16 protein-coding genes are annotated in these 18,521 nt (G+C 70.0%); 8 read left to right on the top strand and 8 right to left on the bottom strand.

All coding sequences use genetic code 11. The features are described 5' to 3' along the window. Nucleotides 1-8: 8 nt before the first annotated feature. The 8 genes from WS64_RS17190 to WS64_RS17155 form a co-directional block, all read right to left on the bottom strand. The gene (locus tag WS64_RS17190; protein WP_060967090.1) at nucleotides 9-836 is read right to left on the bottom strand and encodes an ABC transporter permease; all 828 of its coding nucleotides are present in this window, start codon (nucleotides 834-836) and stop codon (nucleotides 9-11) included. Beyond that, a complete protein-coding gene (locus WS64_RS17185) occupies nucleotides 829-2,019 on the bottom strand; it encodes an ABC transporter substrate-binding protein (RefSeq protein ID WP_060967089.1) in 1,191 nt (396 codons plus the stop codon). Before WS64_RS17185 ends, WS64_RS17190 begins: the two co-directional genes overlap by 8 nt. A gap of 20 nt (nucleotides 2,020-2,039) precedes the next feature. Continuing rightward, nucleotides 2,040-2,834 (bottom strand): ABC transporter ATP-binding protein, encoded by a 795-nt coding sequence (locus tag WS64_RS17180; RefSeq protein ID WP_060967088.1) that lies wholly within the window; start codon nucleotides 2,832-2,834, stop codon nucleotides 2,040-2,042. After that, nucleotides 2,831-3,946: an acyl-CoA dehydrogenase family protein gene (locus tag WS64_RS17175; RefSeq protein ID WP_060967087.1), complete on the bottom strand. Its 1,116-nt coding sequence runs from the start codon at nucleotides 3,944-3,946 to the stop codon at nucleotides 2,831-2,833. Before WS64_RS17175 ends, WS64_RS17180 begins: the two co-directional genes overlap by 4 nt. Continuing rightward, nucleotides 3,919-4,485 (bottom strand): carboxymuconolactone decarboxylase family protein, encoded by a 567-nt coding sequence (locus WS64_RS17170; protein WP_060967086.1) that lies wholly within the window; start codon nucleotides 4,483-4,485, stop codon nucleotides 3,919-3,921. Before WS64_RS17170 ends, WS64_RS17175 begins: the two co-directional genes overlap by 28 nt. Before the next feature lie 126 nt (nucleotides 4,486-4,611). Then, complete coding sequence (locus WS64_RS17165; protein ID WP_059637641.1) at nucleotides 4,612-5,571, bottom strand: AraC family transcriptional regulator; 960 nt, start codon at nucleotides 5,569-5,571, stop codon at nucleotides 4,612-4,614. A 175-nt stretch (nucleotides 5,572-5,746) separates the two neighbouring features. After that, nucleotides 5,747-6,835: an aldose epimerase family protein gene (locus WS64_RS17160; RefSeq protein WP_060967085.1), complete on the bottom strand. Its 1,089-nt coding sequence runs from the start codon at nucleotides 6,833-6,835 to the stop codon at nucleotides 5,747-5,749. 26 nt (nucleotides 6,836-6,861) lie between these two features. Then, a complete protein-coding gene (locus tag WS64_RS17155; RefSeq protein WP_059577745.1) occupies nucleotides 6,862-8,055 on the bottom strand; it encodes a XylR family transcriptional regulator in 1,194 nt (397 codons plus the stop codon). Nucleotides 8,056-8,318: 263 nt separating this feature from the next. Between WS64_RS17155 and xylA the strand changes: the two genes are divergently transcribed. From xylA to WS64_RS17120, 8 genes are all read left to right on the top strand, one after another. Next, nucleotides 8,319-9,641: a xylose isomerase gene (gene xylA, locus WS64_RS17150; protein ID WP_059578027.1), complete on the top strand. Its 1,323-nt coding sequence runs from the start codon at nucleotides 8,319-8,321 to the stop codon at nucleotides 9,639-9,641. A gap of 4 nt (nucleotides 9,642-9,645) precedes the next feature. Next, nucleotides 9,646-11,124, top strand: coding sequence for a xylulokinase (xylB, locus tag WS64_RS17145; protein WP_060967084.1), 1,479 nt, complete (start codon nucleotides 9,646-9,648; stop codon nucleotides 11,122-11,124). Nucleotides 11,125-11,233: 109 nt separating this feature from the next. Beyond that, on the top strand, nucleotides 11,234-12,262 hold the full coding sequence (gene xylF / locus WS64_RS17140) for a D-xylose ABC transporter substrate-binding protein (RefSeq protein ID WP_059577750.1): 1,029 nt from the start codon (nucleotides 11,234-11,236) through the stop codon (nucleotides 12,260-12,262). A 66-nt stretch (nucleotides 12,263-12,328) separates the two neighbouring features. Beyond that, a complete protein-coding gene (gene xylG / locus WS64_RS17135) occupies nucleotides 12,329-13,888 on the top strand; it encodes a D-xylose ABC transporter ATP-binding protein (RefSeq protein ID WP_060967083.1) in 1,560 nt (519 codons plus the stop codon). Continuing rightward, nucleotides 13,885-15,084 carry a sugar ABC transporter permease gene (locus tag WS64_RS17130; protein WP_059637630.1) on the top strand — a complete coding sequence of 400 codons (1,200 nt, stop codon included), beginning with the start codon at nucleotides 13,885-13,887 and terminating at the stop codon, nucleotides 15,082-15,084. The genes xylG and WS64_RS17130 overlap by 4 nt, the downstream gene beginning before the upstream one ends. Before the next feature lie 37 nt (nucleotides 15,085-15,121). Next, the gene (locus WS64_RS34940; RefSeq protein WP_167351631.1) at nucleotides 15,122-15,295 is read left to right on the top strand and encodes a hypothetical protein; all 174 of its coding nucleotides are present in this window, start codon (nucleotides 15,122-15,124) and stop codon (nucleotides 15,293-15,295) included. Between the two features lie 246 nt (nucleotides 15,296-15,541). Next, nucleotides 15,542-17,029, top strand: a complete 1,488-nt coding sequence (locus tag WS64_RS17125; protein WP_060967473.1) for a sensor histidine kinase — start codon at nucleotides 15,542-15,544, stop codon at nucleotides 17,027-17,029. Next, nucleotides 17,011-18,387, top strand: coding sequence for a sigma-54-dependent transcriptional regulator (locus WS64_RS17120; RefSeq protein WP_059577757.1), 1,377 nt, complete (start codon nucleotides 17,011-17,013; stop codon nucleotides 18,385-18,387). The genes WS64_RS17125 and WS64_RS17120 overlap by 19 nt, the downstream gene beginning before the upstream one ends. Nucleotides 18,388-18,521 lie beyond the last annotated feature (134 nt).

The raw sequence follows: 18,521 nt of genomic DNA, 5'->3' as shown, positions 1-18,521 counted from the left end.
GCATCGCGTTAGCGGTCGGACGCCAGCAGCGCGCGGGTCAACCCCCGCGCGATGCCGTCGAGCGTGAAGCCCAGTGTGCCGATCACGACGATCACCGCGGTCAGTTCCGCATACGCGAGCCGGTCGCGCGTATCGAGAATCAGGTAGCCGAGGCCCGCGTTGACGCCGAGCATCTCGGCCGGCACCAGCACGATCCACAGGATGCCGATCGCGAGCCGGATGCCGTTGAGCAGCGGCCCCGCGATGGCGGGCAGCACGATATGCACCAGCAGTTCGCGGCGGGTGGCCGCGAGGCTTGCGCCGAGCTGCAGCCAGCGCCGGTCGATCTGCGCGACGCCGGCCGCCGTGCTCATCAGCACCGGCCACAGCGCGGCGAACCCGAGCAGGAAGTAGATCGCGCGATCGCCGATGCCGAACGACATGACCGCGAGCGGCATCCACGACAGCGGCGACACCATGCGCAGAAACTGGAACGTCGGCGACAGCATCCGCTCGACCCATCGCACGCGGCCGAGCAACAGCCCGAGCGGGACGCCGGCCAGCAGCGCCGCGCCGAGCCCGACGCCGATGCGTCGCAGGCTGACGAGCGCGTGTTCGAGCAGATGATCGTCCGCGCACAGCGACCGCAGGCTGGCGAGCGCGCTGTCCGGCGCGAACTGCCGGCCGAGCGAGCCGGGCTCGGTCAACGCGTGGATCGCGGCCCACCAGAGGACGATCGTCGCGACGAGCCCGGCCACGCCGAGCCATCGCGCGGCCGCGCGTGCCGGGTAGCGGGAGCCGCCGGCCCGGCGCGTGTCGGGTGCGGACGAACGGCGGGAGGCGAGCGCATCAGACAACGATGATCTCCTCGCGCTGGAACGCGCCCGATTGACCGAACGCGCTCAGCCCGCCGACCGCGTCGATGCTCTTGCGCACGAACCGGTCGTCGACGAGATCGCGGGCCGCGAACGCCGGGTCCAGCGACGCGAGGAAGGCGCCGTCGCCGTCGACCACCGTGCGCTTCAGCCGTTGAACCAGCGCCTCGGTATAGCTCGGGAACGGATACGGCTGGAAGTCGATCCGCTTTGCGTGCCAGTCGGCATGGCGGATCGCGCCGCTCGCGCGATAGGTGTCGGCCAGCGACGCCGACGGCACGAGCACGCGGTCGAGCGACGCGAGCGTATGCGGCGAATAGCGGTGCGTGCCGTCCTTCGACAGCAACTGCGCGGTTTCCTGCGGATGCGTGCGCGCCCACAGCTGCGCCTTCACGATCGCGTTGACGACCTTTTGCGACCACGCGGGGCGCTGCGTCAGATCGTGCTCGTGCATGAACACGACGCAGCATGCATGGTTCTTCCAGACATCGCCGGTGAAGCGCAGGATCTTGCCGATCTTCATCAGTTCCGCGGTCGCGTTGAACGGCTCCGCGACGATATACCCGGCGATCTGGCGCGCGGCGAGCGCGGGCAGCATGTCCGACGGGGCCATCACGACGAGGTTGACCTCGTTCGCCGCGGGCGTGCCGCGCCGCTTGAGCACGGGCACGAGCCCTTGCTGACGCAGCAGGTCCTGCAGCACGACGTTGTGAATCGAGTACCAGAACGGAATCGCGACGGTCTTGCCGCCAAGATCGCGCAGCGAATCGATGTCGGGCGCGACCGTGAGCCCGGAGCCGTTCACGTGGTTCCAGGCGACCACCTTCGCCGGTGCGCGGCTGCCGTAGCGCGCCCAAAGCGTCATCGGCGACAGCAGGTGCACGACGTTGACCTGGCCCGACAGGAATGCCTCGACGAGCTGCGCCCAACTGCGCAGCAGCTTCGGTTGCTCGACGGTCAGGCCTTCGGACGCGAAATAGCCGTTGTTGTGGGCCACCAGCAACGGGGCCGCGTCGGTGATCGGCAGATAGCCGATCCGGACCGGCGCATCCGGTTCGGCCGCGGCGTGCGCGTTCGCCATCGAAAGCAACGGAGCGGCGCCCGTCGCGGTGAACAGGGCCGCGAGCTTCAGCCATTCGCGGCGCGACATCGGAATCTGGCACATGGATAGGCGGGTCAGGTCAGTCAGTTCAGGGAATGAAGTTCGGACGCGTGCGGGCGCTTCATGCCGGCCTGCAACGCCTTCAGGATGTCGATGCGCATCGTGCCGAGTTCGCTGACGAATGCGTCGCGCGGATGCGGGAAATCGACCCGCCACGCGTCGATGAAGCGCCCTTGCGTGCCGAGCAGCACGATGCGATCGGCCACGAGCAGCGCTTCGTCGATGTCGTGGGTCACGAGCACGGTCGCGCAGCGTGTCGTCGACACGATGTTCACCAGCAACTGCTGCATCGCGGCGCGCGTGACTTCGTCGAGCGCCGAGAACGGTTCGTCGAGCAGCAGCGCGTGCGGCTGACGCGCGAGTGCACGCGCCAGCGCCGCGCGCTGCGCCATCCCGCCGGAGAGCTGGGCCGGGCGCAGCGACGCGGCGGCTTCGAGCCCGACCGCGCGCAGCGCCGCGCGGACGCGCTCACGTTGCTGATCGCGCGTGAGCCGAGCCTGATGCGCGAAGGCGAGGCCGAACGCGACGTTCTTTTCGGTCGACAGCCACGGCAGCAGGCACGGGTCCTGAAACGCGATCGCGATCCGCGGGTGCGGGCCCCGCAGCGTCGTGCCGTCGAGCGACACGGTGCCGGATTGCGGTTGCTCCAGCCCGGCCAGTGCGCGCAGCAGGCTCGACTTGCCGGTCCCGCTCGGGCCGATCAGCGCGACGATTTCGCCGCGATCGACCGACAGCGACACATCGGCAAGCACGGGAGTGCGCCGCTCGCCGCCGTAGCCGAGCGTCAGATGGCGCGCGTCCAGCAGCGGCGGCGTCATGCGGCGATGCTCCGCGTCCGCGCGGCGAGTTGCGCCTTCAGTTGCACGACGCTCGGCGTGACGATCGGAATGAACGCCGCTTCGCGCCAGCGTCGCTCGAACCCGAGCCCCGCATCGCGCAGATAGCCGCGGCCGCCGCTCGCCTCGAGTTCGAGGTTCGCGGCCGTGGCCACGTGCGTCGCGAGCGCGATGCGCAGCTCGAACAGGCGGTTCGGGTGCAGGCGCAGGCTGCCGTCGGCGATGCCGGACGACAGTTGCGCGCATGCGGCGGCCAGTCCGGCCGCGCAGGATTCGACTTCGGGGCCGAGAATGCCGCGCGTCGTCTCGGCCGCGCGCCGCGCTTCGGCCAGCGCGCGCCGCGCGAGCCCGATCGACAGCCCGCACTGCAAGCCGAGGAAGGCCGGTCGCACCGCGGGCAGGAACGTTTGCGCATCCGGATGGATCAGCCACGCGGTGTCGCTCGGCACGTCGTCGAGATGCAGCGCGGCGGTGTTGCTGCCGCGCAGCGCGATCAGGTCGAGATCCGTGCTGCGCGTCAGGCCGGGCGCGTCATCGGGGATCGCGACGATCGCGGACGGCCTGCCATCGCCGAACGCAACCGCGGCCGCCACGACGAACCGTTCCGTGCGCAGGTTCGTCACCCACGCCATCCTGCCCGTCAGCCGCCAGTCGTCGGCGCTTTCCGCGTGCGGCGTCGCGTCGATCTGAAGCGACTCGATGCCGGACAGATACTTCATCGCGTTCGACAGGCCGCTCGCGCCCGCGCAACGGCCGTCGAGCAGCGCCGGCAGCCAGCGCTCGCGCAGCGCGGCGTTCGGGCTTTGCAGCAGGTATTCGATGAAGCTGCGCTGGCCCCACAGCACGAAGGCCGCGGTCAGCGAACGTTCGGCCACCGCCGCGATGCCCGCGATGGCGTCCGTGGTCGTCCCGCCCGCGCCGCCGAGGCTCGCCGGCACGCCGGTCCGGAACAGGCCGGCCGCCGCGAGACGCGGCACGACGTCCGCCTTCAGCGCGGCGCTCGTGTCGAGCTGCGTGGCGTTCGCGTCGAGCCAGTCGGCGAGCGACGCGTCGAGTGCGGGCGCCGTCAGGCGGCCTGTGTCCGGGGTTTCCATCGGTATGCGGCCAGTTCGGGGTTGAGTTCGTTGCGCGCCAGGTTGTTCGCGAAGTTGCACAGCGTCGCGAGGCTCACGCCCAGCACCACTTCGAGCGCGTTCGCTTCGGTGAAGCCGGCGGCCCGGAATGCGTCGAGCGCGTCGTCGGTCACGCCGCCGCGCGTCGCGATCACGGCGCGCGTGAAGGCCGCGACCGCGTCGAGCCGCGGATCGGCAACCGGCTCGCCGTCGCGCAGTGCGTCGACGTCGGCGCGATCGACATGGGCTTTCTTCAGCGCGGCGGCGGTGTGTCCGGCCACGCAGAACGCACAGCCGTGGACGGCGGCCGCGGTGATCTGCACGGCTTCGCGCTCGGCGAACGTGAGGCCCGCGCGGCTGTTGATCTCCGCGACGGTCAGATAGGTTTCGAGCGCGACCGGCGCATTCGCGAGCGAGCGCACGAGGTTCGGCAGGAAACCGTTCGCGCGCTGCGATTTTTCCAGGAAAGGCTGGCTGGGTGCGGGCGCGGTTTCGACGGTAGGCAAGGGCAGGCGACTCACAGGATTCTCCGGAGGGGCAGTGCGATCATTGTCGAGGCGGCGCCGTCGCCGGACAATGCGCGAACATCCGCGATTCCTGTGCGTTCGTCCCGCGTCGTGCGTTTCGACGGCGCGCCGGCCCGTCGGCTAGTGCAGGCGCGCCGCCGATTGCGACGCGTCGTCGCGCCCGCGCCGCCACGCGCCGGGCTGCATGCCCATCGTGCGCTTGAACGCATGCGCAAAGGCCGACTCCGACTGATAGCCGACGAGTTCGCCCGCACGCGAAATCGGCAGGCCCTGTTCCAGCAGGTCCGCCGCGAGCCGCATCCGCACCAGCGTGACGAACTGCATCGGCGGATGGCCGGACGCTTCGCTGAAGTGCTTGCAGAACGCGGTGCGGGACATGTTCGCGAACGCGGCCATCGAGTCGGTGGTCCACGCGTCGGCGGGCGCGTCGATGATCGCGGCGACGAGCGTGCCGAAGCCGGTCCGCTGCATCAGCGACGCGAGCCCGCTGGCGACGGTATCGTGCCCGGCGGCGTCCCGTACCGCATAGAACAGCAGCAGTTCGACCAGCTTGTCGATCAGCGGGGACGGCGCGTCGACGCCGTGACGGCCTTCGGCGCGAATCAGCTCGAACAGCCCGTGGATGCCGCGATAGGCGTCGTCGCCGCGCCGCACGATCAGGTACTCGGGGAAGAGCGACACGATCGCGCGCGACACGGTAGAGTGGAATTCGATGAAACCGCAGGCAAGGCCGACGCTGCCGTCGACCGACGCGTCGAGCGGCTGCATCGACCCGCGCCGCTCGAGCGGGTGGCTGCCCGCGACCGCGCAGGCCTGCGGGTTGACCGGGCTCGGCGACAGCCCGTGCGGCACGTCGCGCAACAGAAAGACGGCTTCACCGGCGGCAACCGGAATGCTGTCCCGCCCGTCGGCGAAGTGAAGCCATGCCGATCCATGCAGGAGGATGTGGAAGCTCGCCTTCGCACGGCCGGCGGTGGACGCCTGCCAGTCGCCGCAATACTGGCCGACGTGGAAAAGCTGGCTTTTCGGCTCCAGGCTGGACAGCAGCCAATGGACGACCTTGTCTGTTTGCGCGGACATTCCGATGCTGGAGGATGGGTGACGCGCCCATGCTACGGGCTGCGCCGCGCCGCTCAAACCAACGAATCGTAGAAAGCATTTTCCTGCCGTCGCAATGTCACGCGAGGCGGCACGGCATCGCGGTCGGCCGGAATTCGCACGGCGCTACCCGGGCGCCGGCGATGCAGCCCGCCCGCTATGCATGCACCCCCACCCGATACCGCGTGGTCTGTCGATACACGTCGCCCGGATGAACGATCACGTCGTCGCGCAGGCCGTCCATGTTGACCTGATTCGGGAAGCCGCCCGCCTCGACGCACAGCGCCGCGTGCCGCACGCACGGCGTGCCGCCGCTCACGCGCAGGCCGTCGAGATAATTGCCCGTATAGAGCTGCAGGCCGCGCTGATCGGTCGATACGGTCAGCTCGCGGCCGCTTTCCGGATCGTAGATTCGCGCGACGGGCCGGACTTCGCGCGCGCCGTTGCCGACGACGTAGCAGTGATCGAAGCCGCGCGCCCGCGCCAGTTGCGCATGCGGCCAGTCGAGGCGCGCGCCGAGCGGCGCGCTTTGCCGGAAATCGAACGCCGTGCCCGTCACGTCGGCCGTGCCGGTCGGGATCAGCGCGTCGTCCACTTCGAGGAACGCGTCGGCGTCGATGTGCAGCAGATGGCCGCGCACGTCGCTGCCCGCGCGCCCGTTCAGGTTGAAGTAGCTGTGATTCGTCAGGTTCAGCGGCGTCGGCGCGTCGGTCCACCCCGTGTAGTCGATCGTCAGCGTGCCGTCGTCGTCGAGCGTGTAGCGCACCTGCACGCTCACGTTGCCGGGGAAGCCCGCGTCGCCTTCCGGCGAATCGAGCCGCAGCGTGAGCCCGCCGCCATCGTCGAGCACGTCCCACCGCGCGCGATGAAAGCCGTTCGCGCCGCCGTGCAGCAGGTTGCCGTTCTCGTTGCGGTCGAGCAGGTAGTCGACGCCGTCGAGCGTGAAGCGCGCGCCGGCGATCCGGTTCGCCCAGCGGCCGACCGTGGCGCCGAGATAGGCGCCGGATCCGAGGTATTCGGCCGGCGTGTCGTGCGCGAGCACGATATCGGCCAAGCGCCCCGTGCGGTCGGGCGCGAGCCACGACACGACGGTCGCGCCGAGATCGCTGACGACGACGCGCATTCCATGCGCATTGCGCAGCGTATAGCGCCGCACCGGCTCGCCGTCGGGCAACGTGCCCCACGGCTCGGCGTGCACGCGTGCGACGCCGGGCGTCAGGTATGAGGAATCGGTATCGATATGCATGAGTGGAGGTCGGGTGGGCGGCGGCGTCAGTTCGTGGCGGCCGCGCGTTCCTGATATTCGCGCGGCGTGCAGCCGAGTTCCCGCCGGAACACCGCGTACATGTATTGCAGCGACGTGAAACCGCAACGGATCGCGACTTCGGCGCTCGACGCCTGCCGGCCGGCAAGCAGCGCCTGCGCGGCTTCGAGCTTGTGGCGCAGGATCTCCTGGTGCACGGTGCGCTGCAGTTCGCGCCGGAAGTGCTCCTCGAGCAGCGAGCGCGACACGCCGACATAGTCGGCGACCTGTTCGGTCTTGATCCCCTGGCACGCGTACTGGCGGATGAAATGCCGCGCGCGCATCACGTGCGGGCTCGCCAGCGGCTGGTGGCGCGTCGATTCGAGCACGTTGATGCCGACCGGCGGCACGAGAATGCGCTGCCCGGGAAAGCGCGCGCCGCGCAGCATCCGGTGCAGCAGGTGCGCGGCGGTGCGGCCCATTTCCTCGGTGCCCTGGATGACCGACGACAGCGGAATGCGCGTCAGCGTGCGCGTGAGCGGATCGTTGTCGATGCCGATGATCGCGACTTGTTCCGGCACCGCGATGCCGGCGATCAGGCAGGCCTGCAACAGATGCCGCGCGCGTGCATCGGTCACCGCGATCACGCCGACGGGCTTCGGCAGCGCATGCAGCCAGCCGATCAGTTGCTCGATCGCGTGATTCCAGCCCGACGCGCTCGTCGACAGCCCGCGATAGATCGGCGCGTCGAGCCCGTCCGCGCGCGCGAGCCGGTCGAACGCGAGCTCGCGCTGCTGCGCCCAGCGGTTCTCCTGCGCGACCGGCAGGCTGTACATCGCGAAGTGCGCGAGTCCCGCGCCGATCAGGTGCGTATACGCGAGCGACACGAGCTTCGCGTTGTCCGTCGCAATATATGGGACATCGTCCGGGTATTGCGCCGGGTCCTCGTACGACGAGCCGATCGCGACGATCGGCAGCGGCGAGCCGGCGAGCGCGTCGGCGACGGCCGGATCGTCGAAGTCGGCGATGATGCCGTCGCCGTCGAAACGCTCGATGCCGGTGAGCCGGCAGCGGAAATCGTCTTCGAGGAACAGGTCCCACACGACGCGCGTCGTGTGCAGGTACTGGCCGATGCCGCTGATGATCTCGCGGTCGTAGACCTTGTTCGCGTTGAACAGCAGCGCGATGCGGTGCGGTGTCTGGGCGGAAGGGGCGCGTGTCATCTCGGTGTCGGGGCGCGCGCCTTGCGGGCGCGGTGCCATTGTCTCCGGGGTGCGCCCGGGACGGCGGCGCGCGGGTTGGTGTACGGCGATTGTAGGACGGAACGCGCGCCGCACGCAGCGGCTGGCAAGAAACATCAAGCGTGCTGCGCAATTTCGCAATTGCCGGGCGGCAGGCGCGGGGGCACGATCCAGCCAACCGAATTCGGCCGCGTGCGTCGTCGCGATGCACGTTGCGCCGCAACAAGAACCTGCACGGAGACGCCATGTCGTATTTCGAACACATTCCCGCGATTCGCTATGAAGGCCCGCGGTCGGACAACCCGCTCGCCTATCACCATTACGACCCCGAGCGGCGCGTGCTGGGCAAGACGCTCGCCGAGCATCTGCGGATCGCGGTGTGCTACTGGCACACGTTCGTGTGGCCCGGCCACGACATCTTCGGGCAGGCCGCGTTCCAGCGGCCGTGGCAGCAGCCGGGCGACGCGCTCGAGCGCGCGCGGCAGAAGGCCGATGCGGCGTTCGAGTTCTTCACGAAGCTCGGCACGCCGTTCTATACGTTCCACGACACCGACGTCGCGCCGGAAGGCGACAGCCTGCGCGAATACGCGGCCAATTTCGCGCGCATGGTCGACTATCTCGGCGAGCGCCAGCAGGCGAGCGGCGTGCGGCTGCTGTGGGGCACCGCGAACCTGTTCTCGCACCCGCGCTTCGCGGCCGGCGCCGCGACGAACCCGAACCCCGACGTGTTCGCGTGGGCCGCGACCCAGGTGTGCCATGCGCTCGACGCGACCCACCGGCTCGGCGGCGAAAACTACGTGCTGTGGGGCGGCCGCGAAGGCTACGAAACGCTGCTCAATACCGACCTGAAGCGCGAACGCGAGCAGTTCGCGCGCTTTTTGTCGATGGTCGTCGAGCACAAGCACCGGATCGGCTTCAAGGGCGCGCTGCTGATCGAGCCGAAGCCGCAGGAACCGACCAAGCACCAGTACGACTACGACGTCGCGACCGTGCACGGCTTCCTCGTGCAGTACGGATTGCAGAACGAGATCCGCGTGAACATCGAGGCGAATCACGCGACGCTCGCGGGCCATTCGTTCCATCACGAGATCGCGAACGCATTCGCGCTCGGTGTGTTCGGCAGCGTCGACGCGAACCGCGGCGATCCGCAGAACGGCTGGGACACCGACCAGTTCCCGAACAGCGTCGAGGAGCTGACGCTCGCGTTCTACGAGATCCTGCGCCACGGCGGCTTCACGACCGGCGGGATGAACTTCGACTCGAAGGTGCGCCGCCAGAGCATCGACCCGGAAGACCTGTTCTACGGTCACGTCGGCGCGATCGACGTGCTCGCGCTCGCGCTCGAACGCGCGGCGGTGCTGGTCGAGAACGACCGGCTCGACGCGCTGCGCCGGCAGCGCTACGCGCAGTGGGACGACGCGTTCGGCCGCAAGATCCTGTCCGGCGGCTATACGCTGGAGTCGCTCGCGGCCGACGCGCTCGCGCGCGGCGTCGACCCGCGGCACGTGAGCGGCGCGCAGGAGCGGCTCGAGAACATCGTGAACCAGGCGATCTACGGGCTGCGCTGACGCCATGTACATCGGACTCGATCTCGGCACGTCCGGCGTGAAGGCGGTGCTGCTCGACCGCGACGGCGCGGTGCGCGCGAGCGCGAACCGCCCGCTGACGGTGAGCCGGCCGCAGCCGCGCTGGTCCGAACAGGCGCCGCGCGACTGGTGGGACGCCGCATGCGGCGCGCTCGCCGCGCTCGTGGCGGATGCACGCGCGGCCGGCATCGACCCGCGCGAGATCCACGCACTCGGGTTGACCGGTCAGATGCACGGCGCGACGCTGCTCGATGCGCATGGCGACGTGCTGCGCCCCGCGATCTTGTGGAACGACGGCCGGGCGGACGCCGAGTGCGAGGAGCTCGAACGGCTCGCGCCCGCGCTGCGCACGGTGGCCGGCAACGTCGCGATGCCGGGCTTCACGGCGCCCAAGCTGCTGTGGGTGCGTCGGCACGAACCCGACGTGTTCGCGCGCATCGCGTACGTGCTGCTGCCGAAGGATTATCTGCGTTACCGGCTGACCGGCGCGTTCGCGACCGATCCGTCGGATGCCGCCGGCACGCTGTGGCTCGACGTCGCGAAGCGCGACTACGACGACACGCTGCTCGCCGCGTGCGGGCTGTCGCGCACGCAGATGCCGGCCGTGTTCGAGGGCAACGCGGTGACCGGCACGCTGCTGCCGGCCGTCGCGCGCGCGCTCGGATTGCGCGAGATTCCGGTGGTGGCCGGCGGCGGCGACAACGCGGCCGGCGCGGTGGGCGTCGGGATCGTGCGGCCCGGCGACGCGCTGCTGTCGCTCGGCACGTCGGGCGTGTATTTCGCGGTGTCGGACGGGTTTCGCGCGAATCCCGAATCGGCGGTGCACAGCTTCTGTCATGCGCTGCCCGATACGTGGCACCTGATGTCCGTGATGCTGAACGCGGCCGGCTGCGTCGACTTCACCGCGCAACTGGCCGGTTACGACGGCGTCGCGGCGCTGCTCGACGATGCGCGGACGAACGCACGCGAGAGCCGCCCGTGGTTCCTGCCGTACCTGAGCGGCGAGCGCACGCCGCACAACGACGTGAACGCGAAGGGCGTGTTCTACGGGCTCACGCCCGACACGCGGCGCGCGGATCTTGCGAACGCGACGCTCGAAGGCGTGGGCTTCGCGCTGCTCGACGGCATCGACGCGCTGCATGCGGCCGGGCTCGCGCCCGAGCGCATCACGGTGATCGGCGGCGGCTCGCGCAGCGCGTACTGGACGCAGATGCTCGCCGACCTGAGCGGCCGTGCGCTGACGCTGCGCGCGGGCGGCGAGATCGGGCCGGCGCTGGGCGCCGCGCGCCTCGCCCGTCTCGCGCTCGAACCGGATGCGGCGCTTGCCGACGTGTGCCCGCAGCCGAGCGTCGTCGCGGTGCGCGAGCCCGATCCCGGGCGGCACGCGTGGTATCGCGACGTGCGGCGGCCGACGTTTCGCGCGCTGTACCGTGCGCTCGAACCGGTATTCGCGACGGGCGCTTGACCGGCGGTGCGCCGGCGCGAACCCGCGCGCGGCAGTGACTCGATGCGGGCGGTGCAATCCGGCGGCCGCCCGCGGTTCGTGAGGTGGTTCCATAACAAGGAGTGGAGACATGAAATCCGTGACGCGTCGTACCGTACTGAATTCCCTTGCCGGCGCCGCCGCGCTGGCGGTGTTCGCGTTGGGCACGCCGCTCGCGCACGCGAGCAAGGACAAGCCCGAGATCGGCTTCTGCATCGACGACTTGCGCGTCGAGCGCTGGTCGCGCGACCGCGACTATTTCGTTGCAGCCGCAACCAAGCTCGGCGCGAAGGTGTCGGTGCAGTCGGCCGATGCGAGCGAGGCGCGGCAGATTTCCCAGATCGAGAACCTGATCTCGCGCGGCGTCGACGTGATCGTGATCGTGCCGTTCAACTCGAAGACGCTCGGCAACGTCGTCGCCGAAGCGCGCAAGGCCGGCATCAAGGTCGTGTCGTACGACCGCCTGATTCTCGACGCGGACGTCGACGCGTATATCTCGTTCGACAACGAGAAGGTCGGCGAGCTGCAGGCGCAGGGCGTGTTCGACGCGAAGCCGAAGGGCAACTACTTCCTGCTGGGCGGCGCGCCGACCGACAACAACGCGAAGATGCTGCGCGAAGGGCAACTGAAGGTGCTGAAGCCGGCGATCGACCGCGGCGACATCAAGGTCGTCGGTCAGCAGTGGGTGCCCGAGTGGAGCGCGTCGACCGCGCTGCGGATCGTCGAGGACGCGCTGACCGCGAACAACAACAAGATCGACGCGATCGTCGCGTCGAACGACGGCACGGCCGGCGGAGCGATCCAGGCGCTCGCCGCGCAGCATCTGGCCGGCAAGGTGCCGGTGTCCGGGCAGGATGCGGACCTGGCAGCGGTCAAGCGCGTGATCGCCGGCACGCAGACGATGACCGTCTACAAGCCGCTGAAGCTGATCGCGAGCGAAGCCGCGAAGCTTGCCGTCGATCTCGCGAAGGGCACGAAGCCCGCGTTCAACGCGCAATACGACAACGGCAAGAAGAAGGTCGATACGGTGCTGCTGCAGCCGACGCTGTTGACCAAGCGCAACGTCGACGTCGTCGTGAAGGACGGCTTCTATACCCAGGCCCAGCTGGCGAGCCAGTAAGCGGGCGTCGGACGCGACGCGCGGCCGCCGCGACGGCGGCCGCGTTTACTGCGAGGCAATGAACGAATGACGGAACCCTTGCTGACGATGCGCGGCATCGTCAAGGCCTTCGACGGCGTGAAGGCGCTCGACGGCATCGACCTGAGCGTGCGCCCCGGCGAATGCGTCGGGCTGTGCGGCGAGAACGGCGCCGGCAAGTCGACGCTGATGAAGGTGCTGTCGGGCGTGTACCCGCACGGCACCTGGGACGGCGAGATCCGCTGGGAAGGCGCGCCGCTCGTCGCGTCCGGCGTGCGCGACACCGAGCGCGCGGGCATCGTGATCATCCATCAGGAGCTGATGCTCGTGCCCGAGCTGTCGGTGGCCGAGAACATCTTCCTCGGCAACGAGATCACGCTGCCGGGCGGGCGCATGCATTACGCGGAAATGGTGCGACGCTCGGAAGCGCTGCTGCGCGAGCTGCGGATCGACGCGATCAACGTCGCGCAGCCGGTGATGAACTACGGCGGCGGCCACCAGCAACTGATCGAAATCGCGAAGGCGCTGAACAAGCGCGCGAAGCTGCTGATCCTCGACGAGCCGTCGTCGTCGCTGAGCGCGTCGGAAACGCGCATCCTGCTCGACATCGTGCGGGACCTGAAGCGGCGCGGCGTCGCGTGCGTCTACATCTCGCACAAGCTCGACGAGATCGACGCGGTGTGCGACACCGTGACCGTGATCCGCGACGGCCGCCACGTCGCGACCGAACCGATGGCCGCGCTGACCACCGACCGGATCATCGCGATGATGGTCGGCCGCGAGATCCGCGACCTGTATCCGCGCGAGCCGCACGAGATCGGCGACGTCGTGCTCGACGTGCATCGCGTCACCTGCCACGACGTGACGAACCCGCGCCGCAAGCGCGTCGACGACGTGTCGTTCAGCGTGCGGCGCGGCGAGATTCTCGGTGTCGCCGGGCTGGTCGGCGCGGGCCGCACCGAGCTGATGCAGGCGATTTTCGGTGCGTATCCGGGCGACTGCACGGCGAGCGTGCGGATGAACGGCCGGCCGCTCGCGATCCGCTCGCCGGCCGATGCGATCCGCGCGGGTATCGCGATGGTGCCGGAGGACCGCAAGCGCCACGGGATCGTGCCGCAGCTCGGCGTCGGCCACAACATCACGCTGGCGGTGCTGCGCCGGTTCGCCGCGCGCGGCCGGATCGACGCGGCCGCCGAACTCGACGCGATCCGCACCGAGATGCAGCGGCTGTCGGTGCGTGCCGCGCATCCGTTCCTGCCGATCGCGAGCCTGTCCGGCGGCAATCAGCAGAAGGCGGTCCTGGCCAGGATGCTGCTGGCCGACCCGCAGGTATTGATTCTCGACGAGCCGACCCGCGGCGTCGACGTCGGCGCGAAGGCGGAGATCTACCGGCTGATCTTCGCGCTCGCGAAGCGCGGCGTCGCGCTGATCGTCGTGTCGTCGGAGCTGCCGGAAGTGCTCGGGCTCGCCGATCGCGTGCTTGTGATCGGCGAGGGCGAGCTGCGCGGCGACTTCGTCAACGACGGCCTCACGCAGGAACAGATTCTCGGCGCCGCGCTGACGCCCGCGCGGCGTCCGGCCGAACCCATTGCAGCGAGCACGACATGAACACCGAACTTTCGTCTTCCCGGCCCGTGTCGCCGGACACCGATACGCGCGTCGCGCGCGGCCATCCGCTGCGACGCATCTTCGTGCGCTACAAAATCCTTGCGCTGCTGTTCGCGGTGGCCGCGATCTGGGCGTTCTTCTCGGTGCTGACGGACGGCGCGTTCGTCACGCCGCGCAACCTGTCGAACCTGCTGCGGCAGATGTCGATAACCGGCATGCTCGCGTGCGGGATGGTGTTCGTCATCATCGCGGGCGAGATCGACCTGTCGGTCGGCTCGCTGCTCGGGCTGCTCGGCGGCGTCGCCGCGATCCTCGACGTCAACCGCCACTGGCCGGTGGCGGCGACGGTCCCGGCCGTGCTCGCGCTCGGCGTGCTGATCGGGCTCTTCAACGGCTGGTGGTCGACCTATCGGCGCGTGCCGTCGTTCATCGTCGGGCTCGGCGGGATGCTCGCGTTCCGCGGCATCCTGCTTGGCGTCACGGGCGGCTCGACGATCGCGCCGGTGTCGGACGGCTTCGTGTTCATCGGGCAGGGCTATCTGCCGCGCGTGGCGGGGGACGGCCTCGCGGTCCTGCTGTTCGCGCTCGCGGCGCTGCTGGTGGTGCGGCAGCGCGGCACGCGGCATCGCTACCGGCTCGCGGTCGCGCCGCTGTGGCAGGACGTCGCGAAGATCGTCGGCGCCGGCGCCGTGCTGTTCGCCTTCGTCGCGACGCTCGACCGCTACGGCGGCATTCCGGTGCCGGTGCTGCTGCTGCTCGCGTTGCTCGGCGTGTTCTCGTGGATCGCGACGCAGACGGTATTCGGCCGACGCATCTATGCGGTGGGCTCGAACCTGGAGGCCACGCGGCTGTCGGGCGTGGATACCGATCGCGTGAAACTCGCGATCTTCGCGCTGATGGGGCTGATGTGCGCGTTTGCCGGCCTCGTGAACACGGCGCGGCTCGCGGCCGGGTCGCCGTCCGCCGGCACGATGGGCGAGCTCGACGCGATCGCCGCGTGCTTCATCGGCGGCACGTCGATGCGCGGCGGGTCGGGCACGGTGTACGGCGCGCTGATCGGTGCACTCGTGATGGCGAGCCTCGACAACGGGATGTCGATGCTCGACGTCGACGCGTACTGGCAGATGATCGTCAAGGGCGCGGTGCTGGTGCTGGCGGTGTGGATCGACGTGGTGTCGCGGTCGAACCGGCGATGACGGGCCGGCCGGTCGCGTGCCGGAAAAGGGGAGGACCATGGAACGAAACACGATGCGCGTGCCGGGTGTTTCCGTGCGGACGGCCGGGCCGTTCGCGATGCGCGTCGCCAACCAGTGCGGCCGTCCCCGGCCCGACGCGGCCGACTTCGCGCCGACCGACATCATTCGGCTGGCGCGCATCGTCGAGCGGATCGAGCGGGACGGCGCGTAGAAGCGCGCTGCCGTATCCGCGGGTGCGCGCCGACGGCCGCCCGTGACGTCGACGGTGCGGCCGTTCGGCAGCACGATCGACGCGTTTCTCTCCCTGGCGGCTCGGTCCCACCGCGAACAACCGGATCGGGCGCTCCTCGTTCGAGGCCGATCCGGCGGCTCGCCCCGTACGATGCATGGCGGCCGTGGCGGCTTCACGTCGCATGCAATACGCTATGCTGTCGTCCTCGACCGCCAGCCTGATCCGATGAAGCGTCCGTCGTTTTCCACCCAACTCGTCATGCTCTGGGCACTCGTCGCGGCGCTGTGCGCGACGCTGGTCGCGGTCGTCTGGGTCACGGCGAGCTCCGCCGAGAGCCAGCAGGTGGCCAGCGCGAAGGCCGCCGGCGCGTCGGCGTGCGAAGCGGTGGCGTCGCGTTACGGCGCTTCCGCGTCGGCGGGCGCCGAGCCTGCCCCCGAGCTGATGCACGCGATCCTCGACATCGTGCTCTCGCGTGCCGCGGACATGGAGGGCGGGTTCTGGATGCCCGGCGCCGCGCCTGCCGCGAGCGGCTTTCTCGCGTATTCGTTTCCTACTTATCAGGGCAGCGGCGTCAAACGCGACGTTCCGGAAGCGGAAACGCCGCTGATTCTCCGCACGCTGCGAGCCGCGGCCGCGACGCATGCCGCGACCGCGAACGTCGTCGAAGGCGCGCAGGACGCCGTGATCGCGGCGGCGTGTCCGGTGCGCGGCGGATCGGGGCTGTACGTGTGGATGCTGACACGCGCGCGCCCACCGCTGGGCCGGCACGGGGAATTGCTGGCAACGGGGCTCGCCGCCGTGCTCGCGGTGATTCTCGCGATCGCGGCGGCGCTGGCCGTGGCGCTGCGCCGATGGAAGCGCAATCTCGCACGGATCGAGAGCGGGCTGGGGCCCGACGGTCGCGAGCATCACCTGCCGTACGTCGGCGAACCCGATCTCGACCGCGTCATCGATGCGTTCAACGAGCGGGCGCGGCGCGCCGATCTGCTGCAACAGCAGGCCGCCGAGCTCCGCACGCGCCTCGCGCAGGCCGAACGCTTCGGGATGCTCGGCAAACTGGCTGCGCAGGTCGCGCACGAGATTCGCAATCCGATGGGCGCGATGCGGCTGAAGGCGGAAAACGCGCTGGCCGGCGACGGCCGGCGGCAGCAGGATGCGCTGCGCGTGATCCTCGCGCAGATCGAGCGCATCGATGCGCAGTTGTCGAGCCTGCTCGCGCTGACGCAGCCGGTGCGTCCGCATGCGACGCGTGTCGACGTCGACGCGTGGCTCGCGCAGGTCGTCGACGCGCACCGCGAGCTGGCGCAGCGGCAGGCGATCGACTTGACGCTGTCGCTCGCGGGGCAGGGCGAACGGCTCGCGTGGCCGTCGGATTTTCCCGCCTTCGATCCCGACCAGATGCGGCGCGCGCTCGACAATCTGCTGCTCAACGCGCTGCACCACGCGGGCGCGGGCGGCGCGGTCACGCTCGCGGCCGAACGATATCCGTTCGCCGGGCGCGACTGGCTGCGCATCACCGTGTCGGACAGCGGCCCCGGCGTGCCGGCCGCGCAGCGCGAGCGGATTTTCGAGCCGTTCGTGACCGGGCGCGCGGACGGAACGGGCCTCGGTCTCGCCGTCGTCCGCGAAGTGGCGGCGGCGCACGGCGGGCACGCGCGCCTCGACGACGGCGCCGCATTCGTGATTGAAATTCCATGGCAAACATCCTCATAGTCGACGACGACGCGGCATTTCGCGACGGCCTCGCCGAAACGCTCGCCGATCTCGGCCATCGGGCCGTCGAGGCCGCATCCGGCCGGGCCGCGCTGAGCGCGCTGCGCGACGGCGGCAACATCGAATGCGTCTTCCTGGATTTCCGCCTGCCGGACCTGGACGGGCTGGCCGTGCTGGCGCAATTGCGCGACGATCCTGCCCTGGCCGCGATGCCGGTCGTCATGCTGACGGCCCACGCGACCAGCGACAACACGATCGAAGCGATGCGGCTCGGCGCATTCGATCATCTGACGAAGCCGATCGGGCGCCGGGACATCGCGCAACTGCTCGAACGCATCGTGTCGGCGAATCAGCCGCCCGCGCTCGCGCCGGTGGAAGGCGGTTTCGCGGGCGAACCTTCGGCGGACCGGCCGCGACTGCTCGGCGTGAGCGCCGCGATGCGCGACGTGCAAAAGCAGGTCGGCCGGGCCGCGATGAGCGACGCGACCGTGCTCGTGACCGGCGAGACGGGTACGGGCAAGGAAGTGGCGGCCCGCGTGCTGCATGCCGCATCGGCGCGGCACGCGGGGCCGTTCGTCGCCGTCAACTGCGCGGCCATCCCGGCCGACCTGCTCGAAAGCGAGTTGTTCGGGCATCGTCGCGGCGCGTTCACGGGCGCGCATGCCGATCGCGCGGGGCGCCTCGTCGAGGCCGACGGCGGGACGCTCTTTCTCGACGAGATCGGCGACATGCCCGCCGCGATGCAGGCCAAGCTGCTGCGCGCGCTGCAGGAGCGCCAGGTGACGCCGCTCGGCGCGGATCGCGCGACGGCGATCGACATTCGCGTCGTGGCCGCGACGCACCGCGACCTCGCCGCGGCCGTCGCGAACGGTACGTTCCGCGAAGATCTCTTCTATCGGCTGAACGTCATTCCGCTGCACCTGCCGCCGCTCGCCGATCGCGTGGCCGACATTCTTCCGCTCGCCGCGCATTTCCTGGGTAGCGCGGCAGGCATGCGGCCGTTGCACCTGACGAACGATGCGCAACGGGCGTTGCTCGATCACCGCTGGCCGGGCAATGTCCGCGAACTGCGCAACGTGATGGAGCGCGCGGCCGCGCTCGCTCCCGGGCCGGCCGTCAGTGCGGCCGATCTCGGCCTGCCCGCCGTGCCCGCGCGCCAGCCGGGCGCCGATGCGGTGCCGGCGCACCTGCTCGACATGCCGCTGCCCGATGCGCTGGCGACGGTCGAGCGCGCGGCGATCCTGCGTGCGCTCGAGCGCGCGAACGGCAATCGCGCGGAAGCGGCGAGGCAGCTCGGGATCGGCCGCCAGTCGCTCTATGCGCGCATGGCGAATCTCGGGATCGAGCGCGACGACTAGGCGTCGAGTCGCGCGGTTTCGGCTGTCGGAACGGCCGACAGCCGGTGAAGCCACGTGTCGGAAAACCCGACACGTTGGGCGTACATCGGCGCTAGGCGCACGGCCGCGCGGTGCGTCGCAGGTTGGCACGGGTA

The organism is Burkholderia anthina (assembly GCF_001547525.1).
Taxonomy (GTDB): domain Bacteria; phylum Pseudomonadota; class Gammaproteobacteria; order Burkholderiales; family Burkholderiaceae; genus Burkholderia; species Burkholderia semiarida.
This window is presented reverse-complemented; position numbering and strand designations above follow the sequence as displayed.